The 26452-nt window shown below is 60.6% G+C and carries 24 protein-coding genes; 11 read left to right on the forward strand and 13 right to left on the reverse strand.

Annotation, left to right across the window (positions count from 1 at the left end):
* Positions 1–32 precede the first annotated feature (32 nt).
* On the forward strand, positions 33–1820 hold the full coding sequence (locus tag O9X62_RS07480) for an ABC transporter ATP-binding protein (RefSeq protein WP_269532178.1): 1788 nt from the start codon (positions 33–35) through the stop codon (positions 1818–1820).
* A 10-nt stretch (positions 1821–1830) separates the two neighbouring features.
* Here O9X62_RS07480 and O9X62_RS07485 read toward each other — a convergent pair whose 3' ends face one another.
* The 4 genes from O9X62_RS07485 to O9X62_RS07500 form a co-directional block, all read right to left on the reverse strand.
* Positions 1831–2133: an Hpt domain-containing protein gene (locus O9X62_RS07485; RefSeq protein WP_269532179.1), complete on the reverse strand. Its 303-nt coding sequence runs from the start codon at positions 2131–2133 to the stop codon at positions 1831–1833.
* Positions 2130–2558 carry a response regulator gene (locus O9X62_RS07490; protein ID WP_269532180.1) on the reverse strand — a complete coding sequence of 143 codons (429 nt, stop codon included), beginning with the start codon at positions 2556–2558 and terminating at the stop codon, positions 2130–2132. The genes O9X62_RS07485 and O9X62_RS07490 overlap by 4 nt, the downstream gene beginning before the upstream one ends.
* On the reverse strand, positions 2555–5425 hold the full coding sequence (locus tag O9X62_RS07495) for an ATP-binding protein (protein ID WP_269532181.1): 2871 nt from the start codon (positions 5423–5425) through the stop codon (positions 2555–2557). The genes O9X62_RS07490 and O9X62_RS07495 overlap by 4 nt, the downstream gene beginning before the upstream one ends.
* Before the next feature lie 66 nt (positions 5426–5491).
* The gene (locus tag O9X62_RS07500; protein WP_269532182.1) at positions 5492–6148 is read right to left on the reverse strand and encodes a response regulator transcription factor; all 657 of its coding nucleotides are present in this window, start codon (positions 6146–6148) and stop codon (positions 5492–5494) included.
* Between the two features lie 129 nt (positions 6149–6277).
* Here O9X62_RS07500 and O9X62_RS07505 point away from each other — a divergent pair, with 129 nt between their 5' ends.
* From O9X62_RS07505 to O9X62_RS07515, 3 genes are all read left to right on the forward strand, one after another.
* Positions 6278–7489: an HD-GYP domain-containing protein gene (locus tag O9X62_RS07505; RefSeq protein ID WP_269532184.1), complete on the forward strand. Its 1212-nt coding sequence runs from the start codon at positions 6278–6280 to the stop codon at positions 7487–7489.
* Between the two features lie 43 nt (positions 7490–7532).
* The gene (locus O9X62_RS07510; RefSeq protein WP_269532185.1) at positions 7533–9566 is read left to right on the forward strand and encodes a methyl-accepting chemotaxis protein; all 2034 of its coding nucleotides are present in this window, start codon (positions 7533–7535) and stop codon (positions 9564–9566) included.
* A gap of 97 nt (positions 9567–9663) precedes the next feature.
* Positions 9664–10446 (forward strand): hypothetical protein, encoded by a 783-nt coding sequence (locus O9X62_RS07515; protein WP_269532186.1) that lies wholly within the window; start codon positions 9664–9666, stop codon positions 10444–10446.
* Positions 10447–10539: 93 nt separating this feature from the next.
* Here the strand turns inward: O9X62_RS07515 and O9X62_RS07520 are convergent, their stop codons facing one another.
* The 3 genes from O9X62_RS07520 to O9X62_RS07530 all read right to left on the reverse strand — a co-directional run bounded on the left by O9X62_RS07520 (position 10540) and on the right by O9X62_RS07530 (position 14109).
* Positions 10540–11271 (reverse strand): ABC transporter substrate-binding protein, encoded by a 732-nt coding sequence (locus tag O9X62_RS07520; RefSeq protein WP_269532187.1) that lies wholly within the window; start codon positions 11269–11271, stop codon positions 10540–10542.
* Between the two features lie 86 nt (positions 11272–11357).
* Positions 11358–12503, reverse strand: a complete 1146-nt coding sequence (locus O9X62_RS07525; RefSeq protein WP_269532188.1) for a PLP-dependent aminotransferase family protein — start codon at positions 12501–12503, stop codon at positions 11358–11360.
* A gap of 115 nt (positions 12504–12618) precedes the next feature.
* The gene (locus O9X62_RS07530) at positions 12619–14109 is read right to left on the reverse strand and encodes a wax ester/triacylglycerol synthase family O-acyltransferase (RefSeq protein ID WP_269532189.1); all 1491 of its coding nucleotides are present in this window, start codon (positions 14107–14109) and stop codon (positions 12619–12621) included.
* 168 nt (positions 14110–14277) lie between these two features.
* On the opposite strand from O9X62_RS07530, the gene O9X62_RS07535 reads away from it, so the two are divergent.
* Positions 14278–16266, forward strand: coding sequence for an SDR family oxidoreductase (locus O9X62_RS07535; RefSeq protein WP_269532190.1), 1989 nt, complete (start codon positions 14278–14280; stop codon positions 16264–16266).
* A 26-nt stretch (positions 16267–16292) separates the two neighbouring features.
* On the forward strand, positions 16293–18746 hold the full coding sequence (locus O9X62_RS07540) for a hybrid sensor histidine kinase/response regulator (RefSeq protein WP_269532191.1): 2454 nt from the start codon (positions 16293–16295) through the stop codon (positions 18744–18746).
* Here O9X62_RS07540 and O9X62_RS07545 read toward each other — a convergent pair.
* From O9X62_RS07545 to O9X62_RS07555, 3 genes are all read right to left on the reverse strand, one after another.
* Positions 18633–19280 carry a response regulator transcription factor gene (locus O9X62_RS07545; RefSeq protein WP_269532192.1) on the reverse strand — a complete coding sequence of 216 codons (648 nt, stop codon included), beginning with the start codon at positions 19278–19280 and terminating at the stop codon, positions 18633–18635. The genes O9X62_RS07540 and O9X62_RS07545 overlap by 114 nt on opposite strands.
* A 1-nt stretch (position 19281) precedes the next feature.
* Entirely contained in the window at positions 19282–19554 is a 273-nt protein-coding gene (locus O9X62_RS07550) for a polyhydroxyalkanoic acid system family protein (protein ID WP_269532193.1), read from the reverse strand.
* A 103-nt stretch (positions 19555–19657) separates the two neighbouring features.
* Positions 19658–20329, reverse strand: coding sequence for a hypothetical protein (locus O9X62_RS07555; protein WP_269532194.1), 672 nt, complete (start codon positions 20327–20329; stop codon positions 19658–19660).
* A 336-nt stretch (positions 20330–20665) separates the two neighbouring features.
* Between O9X62_RS07555 and O9X62_RS07560 the strand changes: the two genes are divergently transcribed.
* Both O9X62_RS07560 and O9X62_RS07565 read left to right on the forward strand, forming a co-directional pair.
* Positions 20666–21097: a phasin family protein gene (locus O9X62_RS07560; RefSeq protein WP_269532195.1), complete on the forward strand. Its 432-nt coding sequence runs from the start codon at positions 20666–20668 to the stop codon at positions 21095–21097.
* Between the two features lie 196 nt (positions 21098–21293).
* Positions 21294–22529 (forward strand): patatin-like phospholipase family protein, encoded by a 1236-nt coding sequence (locus O9X62_RS07565; RefSeq protein ID WP_269532196.1) that lies wholly within the window; start codon positions 21294–21296, stop codon positions 22527–22529.
* Positions 22530–22607: 78 nt separating this feature from the next.
* Here the strand turns inward: O9X62_RS07565 and O9X62_RS07570 are convergent, their stop codons facing one another.
* Positions 22608–23243 carry a GntR family transcriptional regulator gene (locus O9X62_RS07570; RefSeq protein ID WP_269532197.1) on the reverse strand — a complete coding sequence of 212 codons (636 nt, stop codon included), beginning with the start codon at positions 23241–23243 and terminating at the stop codon, positions 22608–22610.
* Between the two features lie 452 nt (positions 23244–23695).
* Here O9X62_RS07570 and O9X62_RS07575 point away from each other — a divergent pair, with 452 nt between their 5' ends.
* Positions 23696–24022 carry a DNA-binding transcriptional regulator gene (locus tag O9X62_RS07575; RefSeq protein WP_269532198.1) on the forward strand — a complete coding sequence of 109 codons (327 nt, stop codon included), beginning with the start codon at positions 23696–23698 and terminating at the stop codon, positions 24020–24022.
* Between the two features lie 54 nt (positions 24023–24076).
* On the opposite strand, the gene O9X62_RS07580 is transcribed toward O9X62_RS07575, so the two are convergent.
* A complete protein-coding gene (locus O9X62_RS07580; RefSeq protein ID WP_269532199.1) occupies positions 24077–24946 on the reverse strand; it encodes a radical SAM protein in 870 nt (289 codons plus the stop codon).
* Positions 24946–25398 carry a universal stress protein gene (locus tag O9X62_RS07585; protein ID WP_269532200.1) on the reverse strand — a complete coding sequence of 151 codons (453 nt, stop codon included), beginning with the start codon at positions 25396–25398 and terminating at the stop codon, positions 24946–24948. The genes O9X62_RS07580 and O9X62_RS07585 overlap by 1 nt, the downstream gene beginning before the upstream one ends.
* Before the next feature lie 114 nt (positions 25399–25512).
* Here O9X62_RS07585 and O9X62_RS07590 point away from each other — a divergent pair, with 114 nt between their 5' ends.
* A complete protein-coding gene (locus O9X62_RS07590; RefSeq protein ID WP_269532201.1) occupies positions 25513–25944 on the forward strand; it encodes a thioesterase family protein in 432 nt (143 codons plus the stop codon).
* Entirely contained in the window at positions 25941–26357 is a 417-nt protein-coding gene (locus O9X62_RS07595) for a hypothetical protein (RefSeq protein WP_269532202.1), read from the forward strand. Before O9X62_RS07590 ends, O9X62_RS07595 begins: the two co-directional genes overlap by 4 nt.
* Positions 26358–26452: the final 95 nt, after the last annotated feature.

Consider the following 26452-nt stretch of genomic DNA (forward strand, 5'->3'; position numbering starts at 1 on the left):
TTGCACCCTACGACAAGCCAAGGATGAACCCGATGCACCCGCTCAAACGCCTGTTTGCCTACGCCAGCGCCTACCGCCGCGAATTCCGCTTGGCCACGCTGTATTCGGTACTCAACAAGTTCTTCGACATCCTGCCCGAAGTGCTGATCGGCATTGCGGTAGATGTGGTGGTGAAAGGCAATGAGAGTTTTCTTGCCACCCGCGTCCTCAGCGGTCTGGGTATTACCGATACCTGGCACCAATTACTGGTGCTCGGTGGCGTGAACGTGCTGATCTGGGGCGGGGAATCGCTTTTCCAGTACCTCTATGAGGTGAAGTGGCGCCAGCTGGCACAGGATATCCAGCATGCCCTGCGGCTCGATACCTACCAACATGTGCAAAAGCTGGAAATGGCCTACTTTGAGAACCAGCGCACCGGCAACCTGATGTCCATTCTTAACGACGACATCAACCAGATGGAGCGCTTTCTCAACGGCGGTGCCAACCAGATCATCCAGGTGTTCTGCTCTTCCGTGATGGTGAGTGCCGTGTTCTTTGCCGTGCAGCCGGGGCTGGCGCTGATTGCCTTGCTGCCGGTGCCAGCCATCCTGTTTGGCGCCTTCTGGTTCCAGAACCGCCTGGCACCACGCTATGCCGAAGTGCGGGAAGCGGCGGGGGATGTGAGTGCCCGCCTCAACAACAACCTGCTGGGTCTGGCCACCATCAAGGCTTTTGCGGCAGAGAGCTTTGAAACTGCCCATATCGCCGAGGCCAGCAACCGCTATCGCGAGGCCAATGCCCGCGCCATCCGCATCAGTTCAGCCATTACCCCCGTCATCCGCATGGCGATTCTCAGCGGCTTTACCGCCACCCTGATCTACGGGGGCTGGCTGACGCTGCAGGGTGAGTTGGCCGTGGGCGCCTACTCGGTGCTTGTCTTCCTGACCCAGCGCCTGCTCTGGCCACTGACCGGCTTGGCCGAAGTGGCCGATATGTACCAACGCTCCATGGCCGCCATCGATCGCGCCATGAAGCTGCTCGATACCGAGATCCGCATCCCCTATGAAGGCCAACATCTGCCTGCGGGCGGCCTGCGTGGCGAGTTGCGCTTCGAGCAAGTGGGGTTCAGCTATGCCGATACGCCGACGCTCAAGGATATTGACCTCTGCATCGAAGCCGGCCAGACCGTAGCCTTCGTGGGTAGCACCGGCTCGGGCAAGTCCACCTTGGTCAAGCTCTTGCTGCGCTTCTACACGGCGCAACAGGGCCGAATACTGCTCGACGGCGTGGCAGTGGACGCGCTGAATCTGCAGGATCTGCGCCGGGCGATTGGCTATGTCTCGCAGGACACCTTCCTGACCGATGGCACGGTGGCCGACAACATCGCCTATGGTCTGACCGGCGTGAGTGACGAAGCCATTGCGGACGCGGCCCGTGCCGCCGAAGCCACCGAGTTCATCGACAAATTACCGCTTGGGTTTGCCACACGCGTGGGCGAGCGCGGCCAGAAGCTCTCGGGCGGTCAACGGCAGCGGCTCGCACTGGCACGCGCCATTCTCAAGAATCCGGCCATCCTGATTCTCGACGAGGCCACCAGCGCGGTCGACAACGAAACCGAAGCCGCCATCCAGCGCAGTCTGGAGGTTGTCAGCCGGGGGCGGACCACGCTGGTGATTGCGCACCGGCTCTCCACCATCCGCCATGCGGACTGCATTTACCTGCTGGAGGCGGGCCAGATCGCGGAGCGCGGTACGCACGAGCAACTACTGGCGCTAAACGGCGGCTACGCGGCGCTATGGCGCCTGCAGACTGGTGAGCGCAGCAGTACATCGGGTCATTGAGCAAGCGGGTCTAGCGCACCGATTGCAAGAGCGCATGCAGGAGCTGCTGTAGCGCGTATTGATCCGGCGCGGGCTCGCCGGGTGTGAGCATGCCCTCAAGCTGTCGGGCCAGATCAGTGACCTCCGGATGACCAAAGAGCTTGCCGGCACCGGCAAGCCGATGTGCCAAGGCATGTGCCGCTTCGCGTTGGCCTTCATCCAGCAAGCGGAGCAGCTGGCTGACATCGTCCGGCAAACGAGCCTCGAAATCCCGGCGTACCTCACTGAGGGCCGCCGCAAGCCGAGCCTTTCTGGCGAGCTGTTCGTCGCTCATGCGGGATGTCCGGCATGCCACAGGCGACGAATCTCGTCGGCCAGCGTCATCGGATCAAAGGGTTTGCCGATGATGCCCAGCACGCCATGCATGCGCAAAGCCCGCAACTCTTCGGGCTGAACCTTTGCCGTCATGAAGATGGCTGGCATCCGCTCAAACCCGAAGCGCCCGCGTATCTTTTCCAGGGTGGTAGGGCCATCCACCACCGGCATCATCACATCCAGCACCACCAGCTGCGGGCGAAACGGGCTCAACTGTGCCAGTGCCTCATCGGCCGACCCGCAGGTTGCCACCTCGAAACCGCCCACCAGCTCCAGTGACATTTTGACCACGGTCTGGATATGGGGCTCGTCGTCCACATAAAGAATGCGGCTCAGTGGCAATTCGGGGTGATGCCCGCCCGGCATGTTCCTGCGCAAACTCATTCCGCCAACTCGCTAGGTGTAGGGGTGATCAATCCGGCCGACAGATCACGGAGGGCTTCGGCAATCGTCTCGGCCGCCAAAGGTCTGACCATCCAGACACAATGTTCAAAGGGTTGCGATGGCCAGGACGATGCCATGCAAATACAACGATGCCTGTAGCCCGGAAACAGCTTGCTGAGCATGTCCGGATCGTAAGCAATCGCCGCAGGGTCCATCAGCAGTAACTGGAAGCGCCCCGAAAGCCAGCGTCGGCTCGCTTCTTCCGAGCGGTAGCTCACCTCAACCAGATAGCCGGCCTCCTGTGCCTGCCGTGCCAGTGCAAGCGCATCATCGGCATGGGGTTGCAATATCAGCACTCTTGCAGGCTCTACCGGCAAACCGGGATCGGACTGGGGCTCCAGAGCCAGTTCGAACCAGAAGCAGCTCCCCGCCCCCAGATCGCTGATCACGCCGAGCTGACCCTGCATGCCCTCAATCAGCGAGCGGGTGATGGCCAGGCCCAGCCCTGTGCCATCGCGCTTGCGCGCGTCGCTGGCATCGATCTGGCTGAACTTCTCGAACAGCCGCGCGCGCATCGCCGGTGCAATACCGGGACCGTGGTCGCTGACCTCCACGCGGATACGGCGGGCATAACAGGCCACGCTGACCTCCACGGTGGTACCGGGCGTTGAAAACTTGGCGGCATTGGAGAGCAGATTGGCCATGACCTGCTCAATCCGGTTGGCGTCGACTTCGGCCCAAGCAGACACCAGCGGGCACAGCAACTTGAGTTCAACCTGATAGTGACTGGCATAGCCCTGGTTATCGGCTATGGCCCGCTCCAGCAGGGGGATCAGATTGTGGCGGCGCATATCCAGCGTGAGCCTGCCGGACTCGATTTTTTCGATATCGAGAATGTCGTTGATCAGCCGGACCAGACGCTCGGCGTTCTGCAGGGCAATCTGGGTCAGCTCCCGGGCTCGTTCGGGCAGATCACCGGCGATACCGGATGCCACCAGGCCCAACGCTCCCCGTATGGAGGTGAGCGGTGTCCGCAACTCATGGCTGACGATGGAGATGAACTCCCGCTTGATCCGGGCTGCGCCGTGGAGCTCGGTCAGATCATGGGCCACCCCAAGGTAGCCATGCAGACGCCCCGACTCATCACGCAGGGCCGTGACCGACAACAGAACCGGGATGCGCGTTCCATCCTTGCGTACATAGGTCCACTCGCGCTCATCGGGTCCGCCCGCTCGGGCCTTGGCAACAAAGACTTCAAAGCCGGGCTCGACCGTGTACCCCAGCTCGGCTGTCAGCGCCTCGGCGCGCTCGGCCACTTCCTGCAGATCGTGGATCAGCTTGGGACTGACACGACCCACGACTTCCGCGCTGCGATAACCGAGCATGCGCTCCGCGCCACGGTTGAAACTCTGGATGGTCCCGTCCACATCGGTCGAAATGATGGCGTAGGACGTACCATCCAGAATGGCCCGCTGCATGGTCAAGGCTTCTTCAAGGCGGTGATCCTGTTCCCGACGGCGGGTGATGTCTCCCACGGCCGCAACGCAAAGCACGATCGGATCGGCATCCCGGAGCGGCGCAGCGTGAACATGAATCCATCTGGCGCTGGCGTCAGTGCTCTTCAAGCGGCACTCCAGCTCGATATCGATACCCTCATCAAACACGCGGTTCCACTGGGCCTGCGCATACCCGATGTCCCGCTCGTCGATAAGTACCAGCCAGTTGTCCGGCAGCTGCTGGTGGAATGCCGGAATCAGCTGCGTGAGCACCGCGTTGGCGTAGTGGCATACGCCAGCGCGGTCAGCCACGATCAGCGCCACCGGCGAAGCCACATCAATCGCCCTGAGCCGCTCCGCCTGGGCCAGTGCCGCCATTTCAATCAAACGCTGATGACGTGCCTGACGCGCCAGCCGCAAGGTGAGCAAACCCAGCACCAGCAAGGCCATGCCTGTACCAAGGAGGGAAATCCAGGCTGTCCGATACCAGTTCGACAGGATGGCGGACTCAGCGCGCGACAAGGTGACCACGAACGGGTAGCCCTCCAGGCGCTGGGCGTAACCAAGCCGCAAGACCCCGTCTACCGGACTCTGGCTACGCAGAATCCCTTGGGACTTCTGCCTGAGCACGGTAGTCAAGACCTCGCCATGTGCGAACGACCGCCCTATGGTGCCCGGTGTCTCGGGCCATCGCGCCAGCAGCACGCCATCACTGCGCAGCAGAGTGATGGCACTGCCGTCGCCCAGATCGATGCTTCGGTAGATATGCGCCTGATAGGCTGGATCAAACGATGCCGACAACACGCCGGCAAATTCGCCGTGACTATCCCTCAGGGCTACGCTAAGCCCGATGCCCCAGCGTCCGTCCACGCGGGACTGGCGCGGTGCGCCTACATATAGCCCTTTGGCCTCACCAGTCAGGAAAGCGCGGTAGGCGGTGCTGTCGGCCACGCTGAAGCCCACTTCAGGCGTCAGCGAGTGGCCAATCACGATGCCTTTGGCGTCGGTCACGGCCAGGAAGCGGATCTGCGGCATATCCGTCAGCCGTTCGCGCAGCAGGCGGTGCAGGGCGACGGGATTGATTCCCTCGCGTCGTTGCAGACGATCCTGAATATGCCCCCGCGTTGCCTGCAGCAACAGGTCGGCACTTTGTACCGAATGTCGCGTCTGCTCTGCCAGCACATGGGCAAGATTCGCCAGGTCGGTCTCTTCTTCCGCCAAGGCCTGCTGGCGCAAGGCAAACAGCGCATAGCCCAGCAAGGCCAGCACCACCCCGCACAGCGCGAGATAGAGCGTCAGCAAGCGCCTGACCGATGGCAAATCGCGCCAGCGGATTGGCGAAGGCGGTGTGATATCCGGAGCAAGATCCATGGCGTCAAATCTGCCGGGCAGGCAGGGGGCTTGTCAGCTAGGTCAACACCTAGTGAGATAACACGGTCAGATACCCCGCGGGTTGCGCTCGGTCAAAGGTACGAGACCTAGACGGCTGGCGTATACCGCCAGACTGGGAATATCCCGGATACCCAGCCTTTCACTGAGTTTGGCCCGATGAAACTCCACCGTTTTGGGGCTGACGTCCAGATCACGGGCAATCTGCTTGAGTGAATGGCCAAGGGCGAGACCGCGCAAGACCTCCAGCTGCCTGGGCGTGAGCAGCTCGCTCTCGTCTGCGGTGATGGACTCCCGCACCGCGGCGGGCAGGCCTGGGCTCAGGTAGCGGCCACCGCCCTGTACTTCGGCCAGGGCTGCATCCAGCTCATCAAGCACAAAGTCCTTGAGCAGATAGCCATCCGCACCCGCGCGGAGCGCCTCACGGACCGCAACAGCGTCCGTCTGGGCCGACAGATACAACAATCGGGTCTGTGGCGCCGCTGCAGCCGCCCGCAGCACCACTTCCACCCCCGACATCACCGGCATGGCAATGTCGATCAAGGCCAGATCGGGACTCAGCGCCAGAATCATGGCAAGCGCTTCGGCACCATCACCCGCCTCCGCGACCACCTCATGCCCCAGCTCATCGAGCAGGGCGCGGATACCACGGCGGATCAGGAGATGATCATCCGCGATCAGGACAGTCAGTTTCTGCGTCGACATCAGGAACGGCACTCACCTTTGATGCATGCGTTTGTCATGTCCCGTCCGGCGACCGACTAGGTGTCCACCTAGCTGTGCGGGATGGGTGCCACGCGGAGAATGGCCTCAAGCGAAAGACAGGGGCCTCAGATGATCAAATACCTTCAGGCGGACAAACTCAAGGTCGGCATGTATATCCATGACCTGGGCGCCGACTGGTCCACCCACCCTTTCGTCAGATCCCGCTTCCTGCTGGGCAGCGACGCGGACATCGACACGATCCAGCGCTGCGGTATCCGTCATGTCTATATCGATACCGACCGCGGGCTGGACGTGAGTGATGCGCAGCCCGAAGCCGAGCGCACCGCCGAGTTGCATGCGGAGATGATGGCGATTGCCGCAGAGCCGATCCTGATCCCCAGGGCCGAGCTACAGGAAGAGGTCGGCCGCGCCAAGCGTCTCCGTCATCAGGCCACGCAAGCGGTGCGCACGGTGATGCAGGATGTGCGTCTGGGCAAGGCGGTTCAGCTGGGTGATGTGGAGCCACTGATCACTGCCATGGCCGAATCCGTCCTGCGCAATCCCGGCGCACTGATCAGCCTGGCGCAAATCAAGGACAAGGATCAGTACACCTTCCAGCATTCGGTCAGCGTTGGCACCCTGATGATTGCCTTTGCGCATTCGCTGGGCATGACCCAGACACAGATTCATCAGGCAGGACTCGGCGGTTTGCTGCATGACGCCGGCAAGGCTTTGGTGCCGGACGAAATCCTCAACAAGCCGGGACGGCTCACGGAAGCCGAGTTCGACATCATCAAGCTGCATCCGAGCGACGGTCACGCCTTTCTCCAGCGCAGCGAGGGCATCGGCGCCATCCCGCTCGACATCACCCTGCACCACCACGAACGGATTGACGGCACCGGCTATCCCCACGGTCTCAAAGGCGACGACATTTCGCTCAAGGCAAGGATGGCCGCGATTGTGGATGTGTACGACGCCATCACGGCAGACCGCTGCTACCACCGCGGCATTGCCCCGACCGATGCGCTGCGCAAGATCTTCGAGTGGAGCAAGACCCACCTTGATCCGGAGCTGGTGAAGGCCTTCATGCGCTGCATCGGTATCTACCCGGTCGGGACCCTGGTCAGGCTGGAAAGCGGACGACTGGGGATCGTGACCGAACACAACCCTGACAGCCTGCTCCAGCCACGGCTGAAAATCATCTACGACACCCGCAAGCAGGGCTACGTCAGCCCGTATCAAGTCGACCTGTCGCGCAGCATGGGGCGAGGTGGCGCCGATGCCATCGCCAGCCACGAGTCCGCAGACAAATGGGGCATCGACCCCGGCCGATTCCTCTGAACCGTACCGCGCCGTCTCTACGCCTTACTACGAGGTCACCAACATGCTCACCGCCCTGCTCAAACCTGTGACGCGCTTGTCCAGCAAGCTCAATTTCCGCCAGAAGTTCCTGATTGTGTTCGTGATTTCCGTGGTGCCCGGCTTGTTCTTTCTGGCGAGTGGCGCAGTAACCAATTACCGACATGTACAACGCGATCAGCTTGAGGTCGCCGGTAGCCGCTATCTCCAGCTACTCGGGCCTCTGGTGATGGCCGTACAGCATCATCATGGTGTGACCAACCGCATCCTCGCCGGTGATGCCGGCGCACAGGGCCAGGCCGCCAGCGCAGCGACCGAGGTCGATACCGCCCTGGAAAAGCTGATCAATCAACCGCCGCTCACCTCCGCCGTGCAGTGGCGGGAGAAGACCCGCGCCATCGAGTCGGCCTGGCAATCGCTGCGTGGCAACTGGTCCTCACTCGGTCGAAGAGCATCCACGCACGCACACAGCAACCTGATCAGCCAGATCAACGAGTACCGCCATCATGTTGCTGGCGATACCGAACTGCTGCTCGACCCCGATGAAGCGGCCTACTACCAGATCATTCTGATGACGGATGACATCCCCGCGCTCGCCGAACTGCTGAGCGAGACTCGTGGCGAACTTGTTTCCGCTGGTGCGCCGGATGCCGAGCGTGCTTACCATCTGGGGCAAGTGGATATGCTGGTCAACGACCTGCTGCCGCGCATGGTCAGCCGCATCGAAAACAATCTGGAACTACTGGGCGATGACTACCCGGAGGATCTGGCCAGCATCCAGCCCCAATGGGATACGGCCAATGCAACAGTCCAGAGCCTGATCAAGACAATCAACGCCGAGGTTGTCCAGCAAGGCGGAAACAGCCTTGACGCCAAGTCGTATTACGACCGCATAACCACGGTCATGCACGGTCTGGAGACGCTTGATCAGACCATTCTTGACCGACTGACCAACCACACCCTGAGTGACAGGCTGGCGTCCACACGCCTGGAGCTGATCAGCCGCATCGCTTTCGGGCTGGGCGTGTTGTCGCTGGTGGGCTGGCTCATCATCGGGTTTGCCCGAGATATCGCCCTGCGTGCGGAGGCCCTGCGCCTGGGCATGCGCAAACTGGCCGAGGGCGACCTGACCCGACGTTTCGATGCCCTCGGTCGCGACGAACTGGCCCATGTGGCCCGCAGCGCCAACGAGCTGGGCGAGAGGCTGAGCGACACCATGCGCGATATCCGCGACGGGTCTACCGAACTCCTGGGTGCGGCCGCCAGCATTGCCTCGGTCAGCACGCAGGTTGCTGGCTCCACATTGGAGCAAAGCAGCGCAGCCGCCACCATGGCAGCGGCGGTCGAACAGCTCACCGTCAGCATCAGCCACGTCGCCGACTACGCCCGCGATGCCCATGCCATTTCGGATGAATCTGGCCGTATGTCCAGCGAGGGCGGCGTGGTGATCAACGAAACGGTGGACAGCATTGCCGAGATCGCCAACAGCGTGCGGGCCGCCTCTGGCAGCGTCACGGTCCTGGGGCAGCATGCCATCGAGATCACCAGCATCGTCAATGTCATCAAGGAAATTGCCGACCAGACTAATCTGCTTGCTCTCAATGCCGCCATTGAAGCCGCCCGGGCCGGCGAAAGCGGCCGCGGATTCGCCGTAGTGGCCGACGAAGTGCGCAAGCTCGCGGAGCGCACCGCTACCTGTACCCGCCAGATCGCCGAGATGATTGAACGGGTGCAGGATGGCGCCGAAGGCGCGGTCAACGGGATGGAGCAAGGCGTGGACAAGGTGGAGCGTGGTGTTGCGCTGGCCAGTCAGGCCGGTAATGCCATCGCGCGTATCCGCGAGGGCTCGGTCGAAGTGGTCAGCGTGGTCAACGAGATCAGCACGGCCCTGAAGGAGCAGTCCTCCGCCGCCCATGAAGTGGCACGCAAGGTCGAGACTATTGCCCGCATGTCCGAAGACAACAACCGAGCTGCCGAGACCTCGGCGGCTACCGCGGAACAACTGCGCGGGCTCGCGCTGGGTCTGGAACAGAAGGTCGCGCAATTCCGCTTTGCGTAAACAAGCAAGCGCTCTGTTCGCGTGCCTATAATCTGGGAGAGTCTGGCTCGCAGGGCCAGCCTCTCCCCGATACCAACGACAACGGAGCAGACGCATCATGTCCACGTGGAAAGCCTTTCCCCACCCCGCTGACGCGTTCGACTACGACGGCGACAAACTCTGGAAACACTGGGAACGCCTGCACGCCGGCGACCAGGAGCCCTGGCCCGAAGACGATGCCAGCCGCGAAGCGTGGCGCGCCTATCACCGTGGCGATTTCCAGAACGCCGTTGCCCTGGGCCTGAAAGCCGAAACCGCCTCAGGCATGAACGCCGCCAACAAAGCGCAAAGCATCTACGCCACCTATCTGGTGGATGACGAGGATGAAAAGAAGGAACTGTTCGAGGAAGTGGCCGACCGCGCGGAAGTGGCCACCAAGGAATACCCCGATAGTATCAACGCGCACTATCAGCACGCTTATGCGCTCGGGCGCTACAGCCAGGCGATCTCGATTGCCAAGGCGCTGACGCAAGGCCTGGCGGGCAAATGCAAGGCCAGCCTCGACAAGACACTGTCACTGGCCGACAACCATGCCGAAGCCCATGTCGCGCTCGGGGCCTATCACGCAGAGATCATCGGCAAAGTGGGCAGCATGGTCGGCTCGCTGACCTACGGCGTCTCCAAGGATGCCTCGGAAGCACATTACGAGAAGGCGCTGGAACTCCTCCCGCATTCGGCCATTGCCCGTGTCGAGTACGCCAACGGTTTGCTGACGCTCTATGGCAACAAGCGCATCAAGGACGCGACCAAGCTCTACGAAGAGGCCGCGGCCTGTGAGCCCATGGATGCAATGGAAGCCCTGGATGTCGCTTTCGCCAAATCGGAGCTCAGTGACGATTGAACGACAGTCCTTTCTGCTTGGGAGATCAAAAAGGCCACGCATTGCGTGGCCTTTTTGTCGAACCACACGCGGGCAGTCGATCAGGGCATGGGATCAGCGTGGTAATTCGTAGCCGTGGCTGGCGAGGATCAATTGATACGTGCCATCCTGCTTCATGTCTGCCAGCGCCTGCCGCCAGGGCTGCAAGGCGCTCTCCTCTACATCCCTTGAGGCCGCGAGATAAATCCCGACCCGACTCGTGACCATGCCTCGGTTCAATCCAGTGATCGCCAGCCCAGCCGCCCGTTGTGCTTGCAAGGCGGTATTCCAGGCAGCCATCCAGAGATCAATCCGCCCGCTTGCCAGCTTGAGTGCGTTGGCCTCTTCACGGGTTACCCCTTCAATCAGCCGGAAGCCACTATCGCGGGCAAGTCGCTCGCCTACCGAATCACGCATGACACCCACACGCCGCGCCTTATCGAGGCGATGCGGGTCAATCTTGCCGCCGGTTTTGCTGATGAGGACGAAGGCTTCATCGACCAGATTGACCACCCAGCGGTAGTGGGCCTCGCGCGCTGGAATCCGCCCCACCGGAATCAGCAGGACGCCGCGCTCAGCCTTACCGGTCTCGATCATTCTGGCAAAGGGCTGCAATTCCACACGGCCACTGTGGCCAACGCGGCTCGCCATTTCCCGGACAATATCCGTCGCCACACCCGCAGGATGCCCCTTGTCCTCACGGACGAAGGGAGGCACCTCGCCTGCCACAATCCGCAGCTCTGCCGGCGCGGCAAGCGACAGCACGCCGCACAGCATGAAAAACCACAGGCGTATCAGCTTGAACATGGGTGAGCAACTCAGTGCAGGACACACAGAGACGTTATAGCCCGTCTCGGTATTTCACTGGCAAATGCTTGGCCGCCCTGCACAGTTCAACGATGCGCGCGGATCACCTCGGCCAGCACCTTCACCCCTTCTTCAATCCGCTCTGGCGAGGCATGGCTGAAGTTCAGGCGGAGGTGATTGGAAGTCCGGCCCGAGGCAAAGAAAGGCTTGCCGGGCATGAAGGCCACTTTGCGATCCAGCGCGGGTTGCAGCAGCGCGTAGCTGTCGATATCCGCCTTGAGTGTCAGCCAGAAGAACAGGCCGCCCTGCGGCACCACCCAATCGGCCAGATCATGGAAATGCTTGTCCAGCGAGGCCGCCATCGCATCGCGTTTGGCGTGGTAGTAGCCACGCAGGCGTTCCATGTGGGCGGGGTAATCTGGCGAGGTCAAGAAACGGTGCATGGCCCACTGGCCCTGACGGTTCGTGTGCAGATCGGCGGCTTGCTTGAGCTTGTAGAAATGCGGCATCAGGTCGGGATGGCAAGCCAGGTATGCGACGCGCAAGCCCGGAATCGCGGTTTTCGAGAAAGTACCGAAGTGGACCCACTTGGCCGCCTTGAGGCGTGCGCAGATCGGTGCGCGATCACACTCGTCATAGACCAGCTCACGGTACGGCTCGTCTTCCAGCAAGACCACGTTGTGCTCGTCGAACAGATCGGCCACACGCTGGCGCGTGGCTTCGTCGTAACACACGCCCGACGGGTTCTGGAAGGTGGGGATCAGATAGGCAAAACGGGGCTTCTCGCTGATCAGCTTGCGCTCCAGCTCGGCGAGATCGGGGCCCTGCGGGGTCAGCCCCACTTCCACGAACTTGGCACCATAGAGACTGAAACACTGCACGGCGGCGAGAAAGGTTGGCGCCTCCACCAGCACCGGCGTGCCTTCATCGACAAACAGCTTGCCGGCCAGATCCAGACCTTGCTGGGAGCCCGTCAGGATCAGGATTTGCTCGGGCGTGACCGTCACGCCGTTCTTGCTCATCTCGGCCGCCACGGCTTCACGCAGCCAAGATTCGCCCTCGCTGGGGCCATATTGGCTCAGACTGGCGGGTAGCTCGGTGAAATCGAGCTTGGGCATCGCATCGGCGGCAGGCAGGCCACCGGCGAAAGAGATCATGTCGGGCTGGCTGGCCACAGCGAGAATTTCCCGGACCAGTGAGCCTTGAAGACGGTTGATGCGTTCTGCGAACATGGCGATAGAGGGATATATTGTTGTCGACGCTGACACAATCAAGCAAAACGCGCGCGTCCGACAGGGACAGCGCGCGTTCTGCTTGTAGTGACCGTACCGGTATTACAGGGGTGAATTACACCTCGACCTGACGCCGCAACATGGCCAGGTGCAGTTCGGCCAGCTCCGGATCAGGCGGGCAATCGAGCACGCTCAGCAAGGTAGCCAGTACCAGCTTCTCGAACTCGCGGCTGAAGTCCTCGATGATCTTGGCCGGATCGGGCACCAGCTTCTTGTCCGTCATCATCCCGAAGTTGACGCGATCGTTGTAAGAGAGGATCGAGATCCCGATACCGATCTCACCCGACTGCGGCACCCAGAACTGCAGATCCTTGACCTTGCTGCCGGCCATGTAGATGGGATCACGGGGGCCGGGCACATTGGTCATCACCGCGGTGGACTTGGTGCTGAAGTATTCAATGGCCGGCTGCTCGATGGCATTAGGCAATGCCCCCACCACACTGAGCAGACCCAGGGTGATGATCGCGTCGTAGCCGCCCTTGATCTGCTCCATGCGGCGCTTGACCTCGTAAACCCGCTCGATGGGATTGGCCACCCCGATCGGCAGCGGCAAGAAGACGAGACCGAAGTAGTTGCCCAGCTTGTCGAGCTTGCTCTCGGGGCGCAGGTTCACCGGCACCGAAGCGCGGATATCGAGGCCATCCACGTTCTGGCCCTTGGCGATCAGGTAATCCCGCAGGGCGCCCGCCACGCACGACAGCAACACATCGTTGATGGAGCAACCCAGCGCCTTGCCGACCATCTTCACTTCCTGCAAAGGCAGGGATTCAGACCAGGCAATCCGTTTGGTGGCAGAGAGCTTGCCCTTGAACTTGGTGCGCGGATCAGCCGGCATGGTCGCCAGCTTGGCCACGGCGCCGCTGACGGCGAGGCCAGTCTGGGTGTAATCGGCGAGCTTGGACGGATTCATCATCAAGCCATAGCTGGTGCCCACCACCTTGGCATATCGGTTCAGCATGCCGGCATACATCTTGGCGACCGGCTTGTAGAGCCGCATGAAGGGATCATCCGGCTCGCGTTCGCCGGCCTGGAACGACAGTTTCTTGGGCGGGGGATCGCTATCGCCATCCTGATCTTTGTCGGTCAGCGACAACAGTACCTGGATCAGCGCAATGCCATCGGCAATGCAGTGATGGATACGCGCCACCAAAGCGGAGCCGCCCTGGTAGTTCTCGACGAGGTGAAACTGCCACAGTGGCTTGCCGAAATCGAGCGGGGTGGAAATATGCTCGTTGATGAAGTCTTCAAGCTCAGCCTTGCCTGCCTTGCCCGGCAAGGCAACCAAATGCAGATGGTTGCTGATATCGAAGTCCGGATCATCCACCCAGCTTGCATTGGTGCCGCTTTTGACCACCTTCTGGCGAAAGCGCTTGAACTTGACCAGACGGGTTTCCAGCACCTGCTTGAGCCGGTTGAAATCGACATGGTCGTCATAAAACATCAGGCCAGTAATGACCATGAGATTGGTAGGCCGGTCCATGCGTAGCCAGGCCGTATCGACCGCTGACATGGATTCGCCGCCGGACCCGAATAAATTCAACAACATGAGGCCACCTCGATCCTGGGTGTGGTTTTATCAACGAGCAAAGCGGCCGCTCGCTTGACGTTGTAGCTGCCAGATTATAGAACACACAGTATTCCCGCCACCCAGCACTGGTGCGGTTTGCAGCAAGGCACCAGGCTAGCCCACAAAAACACGAGGAGCACTTCCCCCATGACTTACTTCGTCACCGGCGCAACCGGCTTCATCGGCAACCACCTCGTCCACACCCTGCTGAAAAAGCGCAAGGGCAAGATCTATGCGCTGGTGCGCAAGGAGTCGCTGGAAAAATTCGACAAGATCCGTGAGCGCTGGGGCAAAGACGGCGAGCGCGTCATCCCCGTTGTGGGCGATCTATCCAAGCCCAAGCTTGGCGTGAGCGCCAAGGACATCACCGAACTGAAGGGCAAGATCAAGCACTTCTTCCACCTGGCCGCACTGTATGACCTGAAGGCCGGTGCCGAGGAGCAGATTGAAGTCAACGTGAACGGCACCCGCCATGCCGTGCAGTTTGCCGACGCCATTGAAGCCGGCATTTTCCACCACACCAGCTCGATTGCTGCCGCAGGTTTGTACGAGGGTGTGTTCTCGGAAGACATGTTCGACGAGGCCGGCAAGCTCAATCACCCCTATTTCCGCACCAAGCACGATTCCGAAGCCGTGGTGCGCAAGGAATGCAAACGCCCATGGCGTGTGTACCGTCCCGGTATCGTGGTGGGCAGCAGCAAGACCGGCGAGATCGACAAGATCGACGGCCCTTACTACTTCTTCAAGCTGTTGCAGAAAATGCGCAAGATCCTGCCGCCGTGGATGCCTGCCATCGGTATTGATGGCGGCCGCATCAACATCGTGCCGGTGGATTTCGTGGTCGAAGCCATGGATCACATCGCCCATATCAACGGGCACAACGGCAAGTGTTTTCACCTGACCGACCCCGATGCCAAGCGCGTAGGCGAGGTGTTGGCGATTTTTGCCGAGGCAGCCCATGCACCCAAGCTGGCTCTGCGTATCAACCCGGCCATCTTCGGCTTCATCCCTTCGATGGTGCGCCAGGCACTGACCTCGCTCACGCCGGTTCGCCGCGTGCGCGACGCCGTCATGAAGGATCTGGGCCTGCCATCGGATGTGATGAACTTCGTGTCCTACCCTACCCGGTTCGATAGCCGCCAGACCCAGAAGCTGCTCCAGGGCACCGGCATTGCCGTGCCCGCGCTGGAAACCTATGCCTGGAAGCTGTGGGATTACTGGGAACGCCACCTCGACCCGGATCTGTTCATCGATCGCAGCCTCTCAGGCGTATCACGAGGCAAGAACGTACTGATCACTGGCGGCTCCAGCGGCATTGGCCAAGCAACCGCCATGAAGCTCGCCAGCGCAGGGGCCAATGTGATCATCGTGGCGCGTGATCTGGAAAAACTCGAAGCCACCAAGAAGGAAATCGAAGCAAGCGGTGGCAAGTGCTTTGTGTACTCCTGCGATCTGTCGAACCTTGAGTCGATCGATGGCCTTGCCGTAAAGGTGCTGGCCGATCATGGCCATGTGGATGTGCTGGTGAACAACGCCGGCCGCTCGATCCGCCGCGCCATTGAAAACAGCTACGACCGATTCCATGACTTCGAGCGCACCATGCAGCTCAACTACTTTGGCTGCCTGCGCCTGACGCTGGCCTTGTTGCCCAGCATGAGCGAGCGCAAGAGTGGCCAGATCATCAATATTTCGTCGATCGGCGTGCTCACGAACTCCCCACGTTTCTCGGCCTATGTAGCCTCCAAAGCCGCGCTGGATGCCTTTACCCGCTGCGCCGCCAGTGAGTTCTCTGACCGTGGCATCTACTTCACCACGATCAACATGCCGCTGGTGCGTACGCCGATGATTGCGCCGACCGAGATCTACAAGAGCATGCCGTTCATCATCAGCCCTGATGAAGCCGCCGACATGGTGGCCAATGCCGTCATCTACAAGCCGGTGCGGGTGGCGTCGGGTCTGGGCATCTTCGGTCAGATCATCCACGCCGTGGCACCGCGCGTGGCACAGATCATCATGAACACCGCCTACCGCATGTTCCCCGATTCCTCCGCCGCACAGGGCAAGGATAGCGGCCCCAAGGAGCTGAGCGCCGATCAACTGGCGTTCATGCAGGTGATGAAGGGTATCTACCTCTAAGCATCCACCTCTACGTGCTATCGCCCATGTTGATCGTGGCAAACGCAGCGCAGGCTCCTCGGGAGTCTGCGCTGTTTTTTTGGCGACGCTGGCTTTGCTATCTGCTGCCGGCATTGTTGAGCCTGGTTGCCGTGGCAACACATGCACAAGACAGCATCGTGGCATCCGCCCGATTCTGGCCCACCGCCTGCGCTGAACGTAGCGGGCCGGGCCAGGACGTCGCCCTGCCCAACCTGCTCAACCTCAAAGCCCTGCGCCTGCCCACGCCGGTCTGCTATGAAATACCGGTGACGCTGGCAGCTACGCCCGATAGCACCTGGACGCTGACTCTGCGCAGGGTTTCCCGCGACTATGCCATCCGCCTCAATGGTCAGCTGATCAGTGCCCGCGGCAAGGCGGCCGGCCCCCTGCCAACCCGGCTAGGCTTTACCGACACCCTGGTCGAGACCTCCCCTGCCTGGTGGCGGCAAGGAAACAATGTGGTCCAGATAGAGATGATGGCCGGCATCTGGTCGCGAGCGGGGCTATCGACCCTGCATATCGGCCCCGACAAGCAGGTGCGCAGCGCCTTTGAACAGCAGCATTTCTTCAACCGAGACCTGCCGCAGGCCATCAATCTTGCTTGCGGGTTGCTGGCCATCCTCACGCTCCTGATCTGGTACTGGCGACCGCGCGAGCGTGCACTTGCCTACTTCAGTCTGCTGTTCCTGCTGGGCTCCTTGCGCAACTGGTACTACTACGCCGATTCGCCCCTGATTTCCGCCACGTTCAATCACTGGTTCTTTTATGCGGCGCAGGTGTGGACCTCTGCCTTGCTGCTGCTGTTTACCGCCACCCTGTGCCACCGCGACGGCAGACGCCTGATACAGCAGGTCATTACTGTCGCCACCCTGCTGTCGCTGCTGGCGATTGCCGCGGTGGACACGGTGTGGCTGGTACGCCTGCGTACGGCCACCTATCCCCTGTTGATCGGCACCATTCCCCTGTCCATCTGGTGGCTCTACCGCGCAGGCCGCCAAACCAACCAACGATTGTTGTTCGGCGTGATGGCGGGTTTGCTGGTGGTTTTTGTCAGCACCATTCAGGACTATCTCGTCGTCACCAATCAGCGCGGGCTCGATGGCGAGTACTGGCTGCCCTACTCCATGCCTATCGTGCTCACGACCTTTGCGATCTACCAGCTCCGGCGCATGGTGGCCGCCTTGGGTGCAGTGGAACAGCAGGCCGATGAACTCGAAGCCAAGGTCAGCGAACGCACCTTGGCACTGGCCAATGCCGGCGCCAAGAAAACCCGCTTTCTGGCAGCAGCCAGCCACGACTTGCGGCAGCCCATGCATGCGATCAGCCTGCTCGTCGGCTTGCTCGACAATCGCTTGCCGCAACGGCAGTTCGATCAGGTGCTCGGGCAGCTCAAGGATGGCGTGAGGGCGATGGAATCACTGCTGAAAGGCATCATGGACCTGTCGCGGCTGGATGCCGGCGGCGTGCAGCCCAAGATCAGCAGTTTTGCGTTGGGCCCCATGCTGGCCATGGTGGTGCAGTCCGAATCTGCTCATGCTGCGGAGCGCGGTCTTACCCTGCGTGCCCGCCCCTGCCCCTATTGGGTGCAAAGCGACCCGATCCTGCTGGAGCGCATCGTCCGCAACCTGCTGGGCAACGCGATTCGCTACACCCGTCGTGGCGGCGTAATGGTGGCATGCCGACGCCGCGGCACCCAGCTGCTGCTGCAAGTCTGGGATACCGGCATCGGTATCGAACCCGCGCAGCAAACTGCCATCTTCGACGAGTTCTACCAGGTACCCGGCGTCTCCCGGGACCGCGCGCAGGGCCTGGGCCTGGGGCTTTCCATCGTGAACCAGTACAGCCAGCTGCTGGGCCATCCGCTGGGCCTGGTGTCACGGCCGGGGCGGGGATCGTGTTTCAGCATCACCCTGCCACTGGCACCGGTGAATCCTGCTCTGCCGCAAACGGCTGTGAGCGAGACCTTCGACCTGACCGGCCACTTCATCCTGCTGATCGACGATGATGAGCGTATCCGGGAGGCCACTTCGCTGCTGCTGCGCAGCTGGGGCTGTCATGTCGATACGGCACGTGATCTGGCCAGTGCGCGCGAGGCACTGGACCGACACCTTCGCGCACCCGATCTGCTGCTGGTGGATTTCCGGCTGGATCAGGGCCTGCGTGGTCCCGATGTGATCACGGCATTACGTTCGGAACTGGAAGAAGATGTGCCGGCCATCATCATCAGCGGCGATGTATCAATCGATGGCTTCTGGCAAGCGGATGGCGCTGCACCACAGGTGCTGCACAAGCCCTTGCATCCCGCTGAACTGCGTCAGGCGCTGGCCGACCAGCTCGGTAATGCATCAACGGTCAAAACAGAGCCCGAGACGGCTGGCCTCGATGACCGCCTGAGTGCGGGTGGTGACATTGAGCAGGCGCAGAATGGCACTGATATGGCTTTTGACCGTCGCGGTTGAGATATCCAGATCTCGGCAGATCTGCTTGTTGGACATCCCCTGCAATACACGCTGCAGAACCTGCGCCTGGCGCGGCGACAAGCCAAGGTCTTCGGGTGACACCGCCCTTGCTGGCGCCGGCAGGGGGCGGCCGCTGCCAGACATCAGCACCTCGGTCGGCACATAGATGCCGCCAGCCAGAATGAGCCGCAGCGCGGCAATCATCACCTCTGTCTGCACGCTTTTCGGAATGAAGCCCATGGCCCCGTCGCCAATCGCCCGAAGGATGACGGCAGGCTCGTCGTGGCCGGAAACCACCACCACCGGTAAACCGGGGTAGTGAGATTGCAGCCGCGCCAGACCGGTCATGCCGGATTCCTCGGCCAGTTCCAGATCCAGCAGGACCAGATCCGGCAAGGCATCCTGCGCGAGGCACGCCAGCGCCTCATTGCAATTGCCGACGCCGGTTACGGCAACGCCTTCGTCCAGCCGCTGCAGTAGCGCCGCCAGACCATCCCGGAACAAAGCGTGATCATCGATCAGCAGTACGCGCACGTCAGTCGAAATTCTGCGCCAGGAACTTGCGGATATCGCCCTCGATACGTGGCTTGAGCGCCATCAGCAAAAAGCCCAGATTGACCTCGACAACAATCTTGTCAGGATTCACCGTGAGGCAACCGTTCACGCCGGTACGCTTGAAGTGCAGTACCTCGCCCTCCCAGCGGCACACCATGTCGAACTCCTGCTGCATCTGATCGGCCACGTTGGAGGCGAGCTGAAGCGCCTCATCGTGAGGTTTGCTATGGGGGTAATTGATATGAATGGACATCCGGAACTCCGCCAAACAGGGCAACAATGCGGCAACGCAAGCCGCTATTCACTTGCAGCTTAGCCGATGAACGGCAATACGGGGAGTCTCACCACCGTATCGCTCAGAGATTAAAGACCTGGAATGGATCGGGATCGGCGGCCAGTATTCGCTCCAGGATCAGGGTTTCACGATCGCGGATGGTATCCAGGAAGTGATCCGCCCCTTTCATATGCAGGAATGCCGCAAAGCCCCGCTCCAGAAAGTCCTGCAACTCCCCCAGCCCGGCCAGATGGGCCGGACCATGCGCGAGCTTCAAGGTCATCTGCACCAGAGGTCGCTGGACCAACTGATCCAGCTCATGGCCCAGCGTATGCACCAACGCAATCTGTTCATAGCGTGCGGCTGCCTGATCACAGCGACGATAGGCCTCCGCGTAATTGACCGCGTTGATCTGATCCACGCGCAGGGTATCGAACAGCATGCTGGCCATCTGCGCATCCAGTTGCTGGCTCAGTTGATTGAGATGCAACGCGCTAGCCAATGCCTGGGTGGCCCGGCGCGGTAGTAAGGCCCGCATCTTGGCAATCACCCTCGCACCGTCAGCATCCCGGCGCGAGTAATCCTTCGGTCCGTAGATATCCGTCAGGAAGAAGGTGGTGGCCTGCGCGTAACGCGCATCGGCTGAAAGGTCGGCATACGTGGCGGCCAGGCGGTCTGCCTGCCAGCGGGCAAGCAGGTAAGCAGGGCGGCTGAGGCCGCTTTGGGCGATGGCGTCGTCAAGTTGAGCAAGCATGCTGTAGCGAAAAAGTGATGGGCGTAAATCTGACAGCGTGGCAAGGACGCACAGCGCAGGCCGCGTCCTTACGGGCCCTGCCGCGAGCACGGACAAAATCACAACGTTGCGATAGTACAACAGTGTGGTTTAGCCACCAGTGCGCACAACAAAAACCCGATAAAAAACTGGCACTTAGCGCAACCCAGCCCGGATAATTCATTCCAACAGAGGCCGATTTGCGAGCCGATTATAAGCGCCGCCACCCAGCGGCACCCGGGCACAGTTCGGATATCTCGTTATCCACCCGGCAGTACCGGACCGATTTTTCGTTTTGTAAACTCAAGGAGTGCCACCATGGCAAAGTCGCTGAAGAAAGCTACCGAAGAAAAGCAGTACGCTCACGTTATTCTTGAATCCGCCAACCAGATCTGGCTGGCAGGCCTGGGTGCTTTCGCCAAGGCACAAGGCGAAGGCGTGAAGGCTTTCGACACGCTGGTCGAAACCGGCAAGCAAGTTGAAGAAAAGAGCCGCAAGTCGGCCGAGGAGAAAGTTGTGGCAGTGACCAGCAAAGCAACCGAGACCTGGGACAAGCTGGAACAAGTGTTCCAGGACCGCGTCGCCCGCGCCCTGAACGCACTGGGCGTGCCCAGCAACAAGGATCTGGCCGACCTGAACAAGCGCATCGACGAGCTGAACAAGAGCGTCAATGAGCTGCTCAAGAAGCAAACCGCCAAGCCGGCTGCTGCCGCTGCCAAGGCTGAAGAAAAGCCCGCTGCCAAGGCCTGAGTCCTGGGTACCGCGCTGTAGCAAAACGGGGCGGCGCCTTGTGCGTCCGCCCCGTTTTGTTTGTTTGCCTGTGAATCTGTCCATGTATACGCGCACTTGTCGTTGCGATGCAGCGATGCGGCGCCTTGCAGGCGGCCTCACAGGCAAGCAAGCAATTGCTCTAAAATAGCACCTTGTTCTACCGGAGTTGTCGTCGATGCCCCCCGCCTCACCTCGCACTGCCCGCTCTCAGATTGGCCTCAACCTCGCGGCAGGCGGCCCATTGGGCGCCATTTATGAAGTCGGGGCCCTGTGTGCTTTGGATGAGGCCCTGGTCGGCATCGAACTGACGGATCTGGACGTTTATGTCGGGGTCAGTGCAGGCAGTTTCATTGCCGCCGCACTGGCCAATGGCATCTCTCCCCGCGAGATGTACCGGATCTTCATCACCAACGAAGCCAAGGACATTCCGTTCGAGCCTGATCAGTTCCTGCGCCCGGCCTACCGTGAGTATTTCCGCCGCGCCATGGGCTTGCCCGAACTCATGTTCGACGCCTTCTGGGATTTCATCACCCGGCCGCGCGAAGTCGGTCTCACGGGCGCCATGATGCAGCTGGCCCACGCGATCCCCACCGGCCTGTTCGATAACAGCGAAATTGATCGTTTTCTGACCCGCGTATTTACCTCCGGCGGCAGGACCAACGATTTCCGCGCACTGCGCAACAAGCTGTACATCGTGGCAACCGATCTCGATACCGGTCGCTCAGTGAAGTTTGGCGAACCCGGCTACGACCATGTGGCCATCTCCAAGGCGGTCCAGGCGTCTTCTGCCCTGCCGGGCCTGTTCCCACCGGTGGAGATCGATGGCGATCACTTTGTAGACGGGGCGCTCAAGAAAACGCTGCACACCTCTATCAGCTTGGACGAAGACGCCAATCTGGTCATTTGCGTCAACCCGATCGTCCCCTTCGATTCACGTCTTGCGGCCACAGGTCACCCGGATTCACGTGACCGGCTGATGCAGGGCGGCTTGCCCGTCGTGCTGTCGCAGACCTTCCGCTCGATCATCCACTCGCGCATGCGCGTAGGCATGCAGCGTTACGCTGAAGCCTATGAACACGCCGACATCGTGCTGTTCGAGCCCAGCCACGGCGATCAGGAAATCTTCTTTTCCAATGTATTCAGCTATGCCGACCGCGAGAACATGTGCGAGCACGCCTACCAGCACACGCGTGAAGACCTTCGCCAGCGTGCCGATCTGCTTGAGCCCATCCTCGCCAAACATGGGGTGCGCATCAATCATGAAGCGCTTGAGGAAGAGCGCTGGCTATCTCAAAAGGCCTATCACCATTATTGGCGCAAATTTGATGACCGCCCGCAGCCTGACGCAGGCATCGACAAGCTTTACCACACCCTGAACCAGCTGGATCAGTGGTTACAGACACGGCGTTGAGGCAGAGCGAGTCAAGCCGGGCAGCAATCAAAAAGGGGCGGTGAATACCGCCCCTTTTGCGTCAGGAAACCGAGCACCTCAGGCTTCGAAATTCGCCTCGAAGAAGTTCACGTAAGCCTCGTGCAGACGCTTCATGTCTGCGGACAATCTGGCCATGTCTCGTGCTTTGAGCGATTCCAGGTAATCCCAGCGTGTCGGCGCATCGTTCAGGCGCTTGCCCTTGTTCTTGCGCAGCACTTCGGCGTAGTAGCGAGTAGCCCGCTTGAGGGTGATCTGGATCATCTCCAGCAACAGCGGCCGGTTGGCCTTGCTCAGCAAGACGGCGTAATACGCATTGATATTGTCCATGAAGGCCGTTGCGGTCTGCCCTTCGGTCGCCTCCAGCTGGGCAGTAAGATCGGCCAGCTTGGCGAGCTGCGCATCATCGAGCGTGGGCATGGCGATCTCGAATGCCAGAGATTCAAGTGCATGACGCACACCGGCAATGTCAGCCGCCTCGCCACGCTTGAGGCGGGCAACAATGGCACCCCGGTAGGCAAAATACTCGACCAGCCCTTCCACCTGCAGGCGCTGCAGGGCTTCGCGCAGCGGAATGGGGCTGACACCATAGTGATTGGCCAGCTCAACCTGCTTGAGCGGATCACCCGGCGCCAACTCGCCGCGGAAGATGTCTTCGCGGATTTCCTGCACGATCTTGTCTACGAGTGTCGTCATGATGCGCACCGAGCGGTTCAAGCCCGGCTTCCCAGTATGCAAATCAAGCTGGCAGTCTAACAAACCCGCCAGTATTTTTTTGCTGTCCTGGCATTAGGGTTTACCGCAACAGTCGCCCGTCTGCCAATGGCTTGCCTAGGCAAGTCTGCTACATACCCGGCCTTGCCGATTTTCATGACAGACAGATAACAAGTCCGTCTGCAATCCAGAAAAACATCTATAAATCAAATGCTTTCATGGCATATTCAGGCAAAATGCATTTCATGCCTCGCGCATAAAGCCGACTCGCAGTAAGATAAGTGCTGAGAAGCTCAGGGCTGATGCAGGGTGTTGGGCGGCCACAGATCACGTTGAAGCCGGTGATGCAATCCGACTTCGGTATGAGTGTTGACGCGCCGTCATACACAACCCCGGCATACTCAATGACAGAACCATAACCTGGCCAGATCGCCATGAAACTGTTCGACAAACTGTTCAATCCGCGTGAAGTACGCCGCAAGCTCGGTCTGAACCAGCAGGAGTTCTGGACCAAGATCGGCGTGACACAAAGCGGCGGATCGCGCTACGAGAGTGGCCGCAACATGCCCAAGCCGGTCCGCGAGCTATTGCGTCTGGTGCATGTCGAGCAGATTGATCTGACCCGTGTGCGTCGTGAGGATTTCGACATCATCGATTACCTCAAGGACAACCACCCCGATCTCTACAAAAGCCTGCAAAAGGCGGTTCGTGCCCGGCAGGAAGCCGGCAAGTCCGGCGGCGAATCCAGCGAGTCCGAATAAGCACCACCAGCGCCGAGTCCGGCCCGGCGCCGCCAGCACTGGCAAGCAGCACGTTCAGACACTCAGCTTGACTGGCAGGCCGCTGGCGCGAATGCGTGCCGCAAAGGCCGTCATCCACGCTTCCGGCAAGCGAGACAGCCGCGGTGCCTCGGGCTGGGTAGAGGGGCGGGCCAGCCCATAGAGCAGCACACCCTCCGGCTTTGCCCCCTCCCCCCTCGCCTCATCCAGCAAGGCCAACCAGGCCGTCAGCGCCATTTCATCCGGCGCTTTGCCATCGATACCGAACATGCAGGTCTGTATCCAGGTCGGACAGGCCAGTGTCGCCACCTTGAGATGCCGCTTGATCTGTGCCGCGGTCAGGGCAACCTGATTGACGTAGCTCTCGCCGGCTACCGGCGCGCGATCATATTTGAACCAGACCTCCCCGTTCAGCGGCGCCATCGAGGCAATGGCAGCCTGCACCTGGGGCTTGTAGAGCTGGCTGCCGTTGGTAATCAGCACCAACTTGATCTGGCCGAGCAGGCCGGCGCGGCGTAACTGTCTGGCAATAATCTCGATAACGTCGGCAAACTGACGGCTGGATGTAGGTTCCCCATTGCCGGAGAGGGCAATGTCGTTGAGTCGCCGTGCTTCCTCAGGAACGTTGCGAACCATGAAGTCACCGCTGACGATATCGTCGAGCATGGCGGCAAGCTCGGCCTCAAGCTGAGCCAAGTCCAGCACCGGCGCGTTACCACGCACCAGATCAGGTACCTGACAATAAATGCAGCGCCAGTTGCAGGCATTGTTGGGATTGAGGTTGATGCCCACCGACACGCCGCCCGCGCGGCGCGACACCACGGGGTAGACATAGGTGTAGCCGAGGATATCGCGGCGATGATCAGTAACGGAGAGCGGAATAACGGGTTTGGACGTATCGGACACTATTTCTGGCGCTTGATCGGAAAAATGAGCACGGGTACGGGAGCATGCCGGATTACGCCCTCTGCCACGCTGCCCAGCAGCAGGTGATCGAGCCCGGTCCAGCCATGCGAACCCATGACGATGATATCAGCCGGCCAATCCCGCGCCGCCTCAATCAGGGTTGTCGCAGTCGACCCGCCCCAGATCTCCAGCAGCACTGTTTCGGTCTCCACCCCATTTTCCGCGAGCAGCGCCCTGGCGCTTTCCAGCACCTTGCGCCCCGTCTCGCGCAAAGTGGTCTGCAGCTCGCCCACATCTACAAATTCGGCGCCACCCCAAGTGAACTGGGCAAGGTCAATCACATGGACCAGGCGTGTACGGCCATGCTGATCACAACAGAATCGGGTGGCCTCGATCAGCGCCTGACGCGAGGTATCGCTGTCGTCCACCGGAATGAGAATGCGCTGGTACATGGCGTCCCCCAATCTGTGCCAATCGGCTACACATACAATTCACTATAGCTTCCCGGTTGCAGGGTAGTCCGGGAGACGCTTAGACTGGCCGCTCGATCACCCCGCCGCTCTCGCATGGCCCGCGTAAAACTAGACCTCCCCGAACGGTTTGCCTTTGTCACCACACTGGATGTGGGCATCGGCCATATCAACTACGGCGGTCATCTGGGCAACGATTCCGCGCTCACACTCATTCACGAAGCGCGGATGCGTTATCTCAAATCCCTAGGCTTTACCGAGTTGGACATTGGTGGCCTGGGTTTGATCCTGTGCGATGCTGTGATCGTCTACAAATCGCAGGCGTTCTGGGGTGAGCAGTTGCGTGCCGAAGTCACCGCGGCCGATTTCAACAAGTATGGCTGCGACCTGTTTTACCGTCTCAGCCAGGCATCCGATGATCGCGAAGTGTTGCGTGCAAAGACGGGTGTGGTGTTTTTTGATTATCAGCAACAAAAACCGGCTGCCGTTCCGGTAGTCTTTCTGGACGCAATGGAGACACAGTCATGATGAAACGCTACGCCACCAATAGTCCGGAAGCCATGTCCCGCCTCCTCGTCATGCTGATGATGAGTGACGGCAATCTGGACCCGCGCGAAATCGACAGCCTCGAAACCCTGCATATGTACGAGGCCATCGGTATCAGCCGGCAGAAGTTCATCGAAGTGTTGCATACCTACTGCAATGACCTCAGCGACGAAGCCGACGAGGAAGGCCGCATCCACCTGGTCGACAAGCAACGCATCGACGACATGCTCGACAGCATTACCGAACCCAAGAAGCAGCTGCTGGTCGCCACGCTGGCGCTGGATATGGCCAAGTCTGACCGCACCATCTCCGAGCCTGAACTCGCCATCTACAAGCACATGCTGGAGCGATGGCACCTGACGCTGGATGATATCGAGTCGGCTTACGCCAGCTGAGTCCCAGTTCGGCCCGGGTCGCCCAGCAAGCGGCCCGCAGAGCATGGTGCGTCCTGCTACGCACCATGCTGAATTAGCTGCATAAGCAGGTAAAA

Source organism: Chitinimonas sp. BJYL2 (genome assembly GCF_027257935.1).
Classification (GTDB): Bacteria; Pseudomonadota; Gammaproteobacteria; order Burkholderiales; family Chitinimonadaceae; genus Chitinimonas.

Excerpts from the sequence above, each read along its gene's own strand:
- O9X62_RS07480 (WP_269532178.1), top strand. The coding sequence starts at position 33 with ATGCACCCGCTCAAACGCCTGTTTGCCTACGCCAGCGCCTACCGCCGC.
- O9X62_RS07485 (WP_269532179.1), bottom strand. The coding sequence starts at position 2,133 with ATGAGCGACGAACAGCTCGCCAGAAAGGCTCGGCTTGCGGCGGCCCTC.
- O9X62_RS07490 (WP_269532180.1), bottom strand. The coding sequence starts at position 2,558 with ATGAGTTTGCGCAGGAACATGCCGGGCGGGCATCACCCCGAATTGCCA.
- O9X62_RS07495 (WP_269532181.1), bottom strand. The coding sequence starts at position 5,425 with ATGGATCTTGCTCCGGATATCACACCGCCTTCGCCAATCCGCTGGCGC.
- O9X62_RS07500 (WP_269532182.1), bottom strand. The coding sequence starts at position 6,148 with ATGTCGACGCAGAAACTGACTGTCCTGATCGCGGATGATCATCTCCTG.
- O9X62_RS07505 (WP_269532184.1), top strand. The coding sequence starts at position 6,278 with ATGATCAAATACCTTCAGGCGGACAAACTCAAGGTCGGCATGTATATC.
- O9X62_RS07510 (WP_269532185.1), top strand. The coding sequence starts at position 7,533 with ATGCTCACCGCCCTGCTCAAACCTGTGACGCGCTTGTCCAGCAAGCTC.
- O9X62_RS07515 (WP_269532186.1), top strand. The coding sequence starts at position 9,664 with ATGTCCACGTGGAAAGCCTTTCCCCACCCCGCTGACGCGTTCGACTAC.
- O9X62_RS07520 (WP_269532187.1), bottom strand. The coding sequence starts at position 11,271 with ATGTTCAAGCTGATACGCCTGTGGTTTTTCATGCTGTGCGGCGTGCTG.
- O9X62_RS07525 (WP_269532188.1), bottom strand. The coding sequence starts at position 12,503 with ATGTTCGCAGAACGCATCAACCGTCTTCAAGGCTCACTGGTCCGGGAA.
- O9X62_RS07530 (WP_269532189.1), bottom strand. The coding sequence starts at position 14,109 with ATGTTGTTGAATTTATTCGGGTCCGGCGGCGAATCCATGTCAGCGGTC.
- O9X62_RS07535 (WP_269532190.1), top strand. The coding sequence starts at position 14,278 with ATGACTTACTTCGTCACCGGCGCAACCGGCTTCATCGGCAACCACCTC.
- O9X62_RS07540 (WP_269532191.1), top strand. The coding sequence starts at position 16,293 with ATGTTGATCGTGGCAAACGCAGCGCAGGCTCCTCGGGAGTCTGCGCTG.
- O9X62_RS07550 (WP_269532193.1), bottom strand. The coding sequence starts at position 19,554 with ATGTCCATTCATATCAATTACCCCCATAGCAAACCTCACGATGAGGCG.
- O9X62_RS07555 (WP_269532194.1), bottom strand. The coding sequence starts at position 20,329 with ATGCTTGCTCAACTTGACGACGCCATCGCCCAAAGCGGCCTCAGCCGC.
- O9X62_RS07560 (WP_269532195.1), top strand. The coding sequence starts at position 20,666 with ATGGCAAAGTCGCTGAAGAAAGCTACCGAAGAAAAGCAGTACGCTCAC.
- O9X62_RS07565 (WP_269532196.1), top strand. The coding sequence starts at position 21,294 with ATGCCCCCCGCCTCACCTCGCACTGCCCGCTCTCAGATTGGCCTCAAC.
- O9X62_RS07570 (WP_269532197.1), bottom strand. The coding sequence starts at position 23,243 with ATGACGACACTCGTAGACAAGATCGTGCAGGAAATCCGCGAAGACATC.
- O9X62_RS07575 (WP_269532198.1), top strand. The coding sequence starts at position 23,696 with ATGAAACTGTTCGACAAACTGTTCAATCCGCGTGAAGTACGCCGCAAG.
- O9X62_RS07585 (WP_269532200.1), bottom strand. The coding sequence starts at position 25,398 with ATGTACCAGCGCATTCTCATTCCGGTGGACGACAGCGATACCTCGCGT.
- O9X62_RS07590 (WP_269532201.1), top strand. The coding sequence starts at position 25,513 with ATGGCCCGCGTAAAACTAGACCTCCCCGAACGGTTTGCCTTTGTCACC.
- O9X62_RS07595 (WP_269532202.1), top strand. The coding sequence starts at position 25,941 with ATGATGAAACGCTACGCCACCAATAGTCCGGAAGCCATGTCCCGCCTC.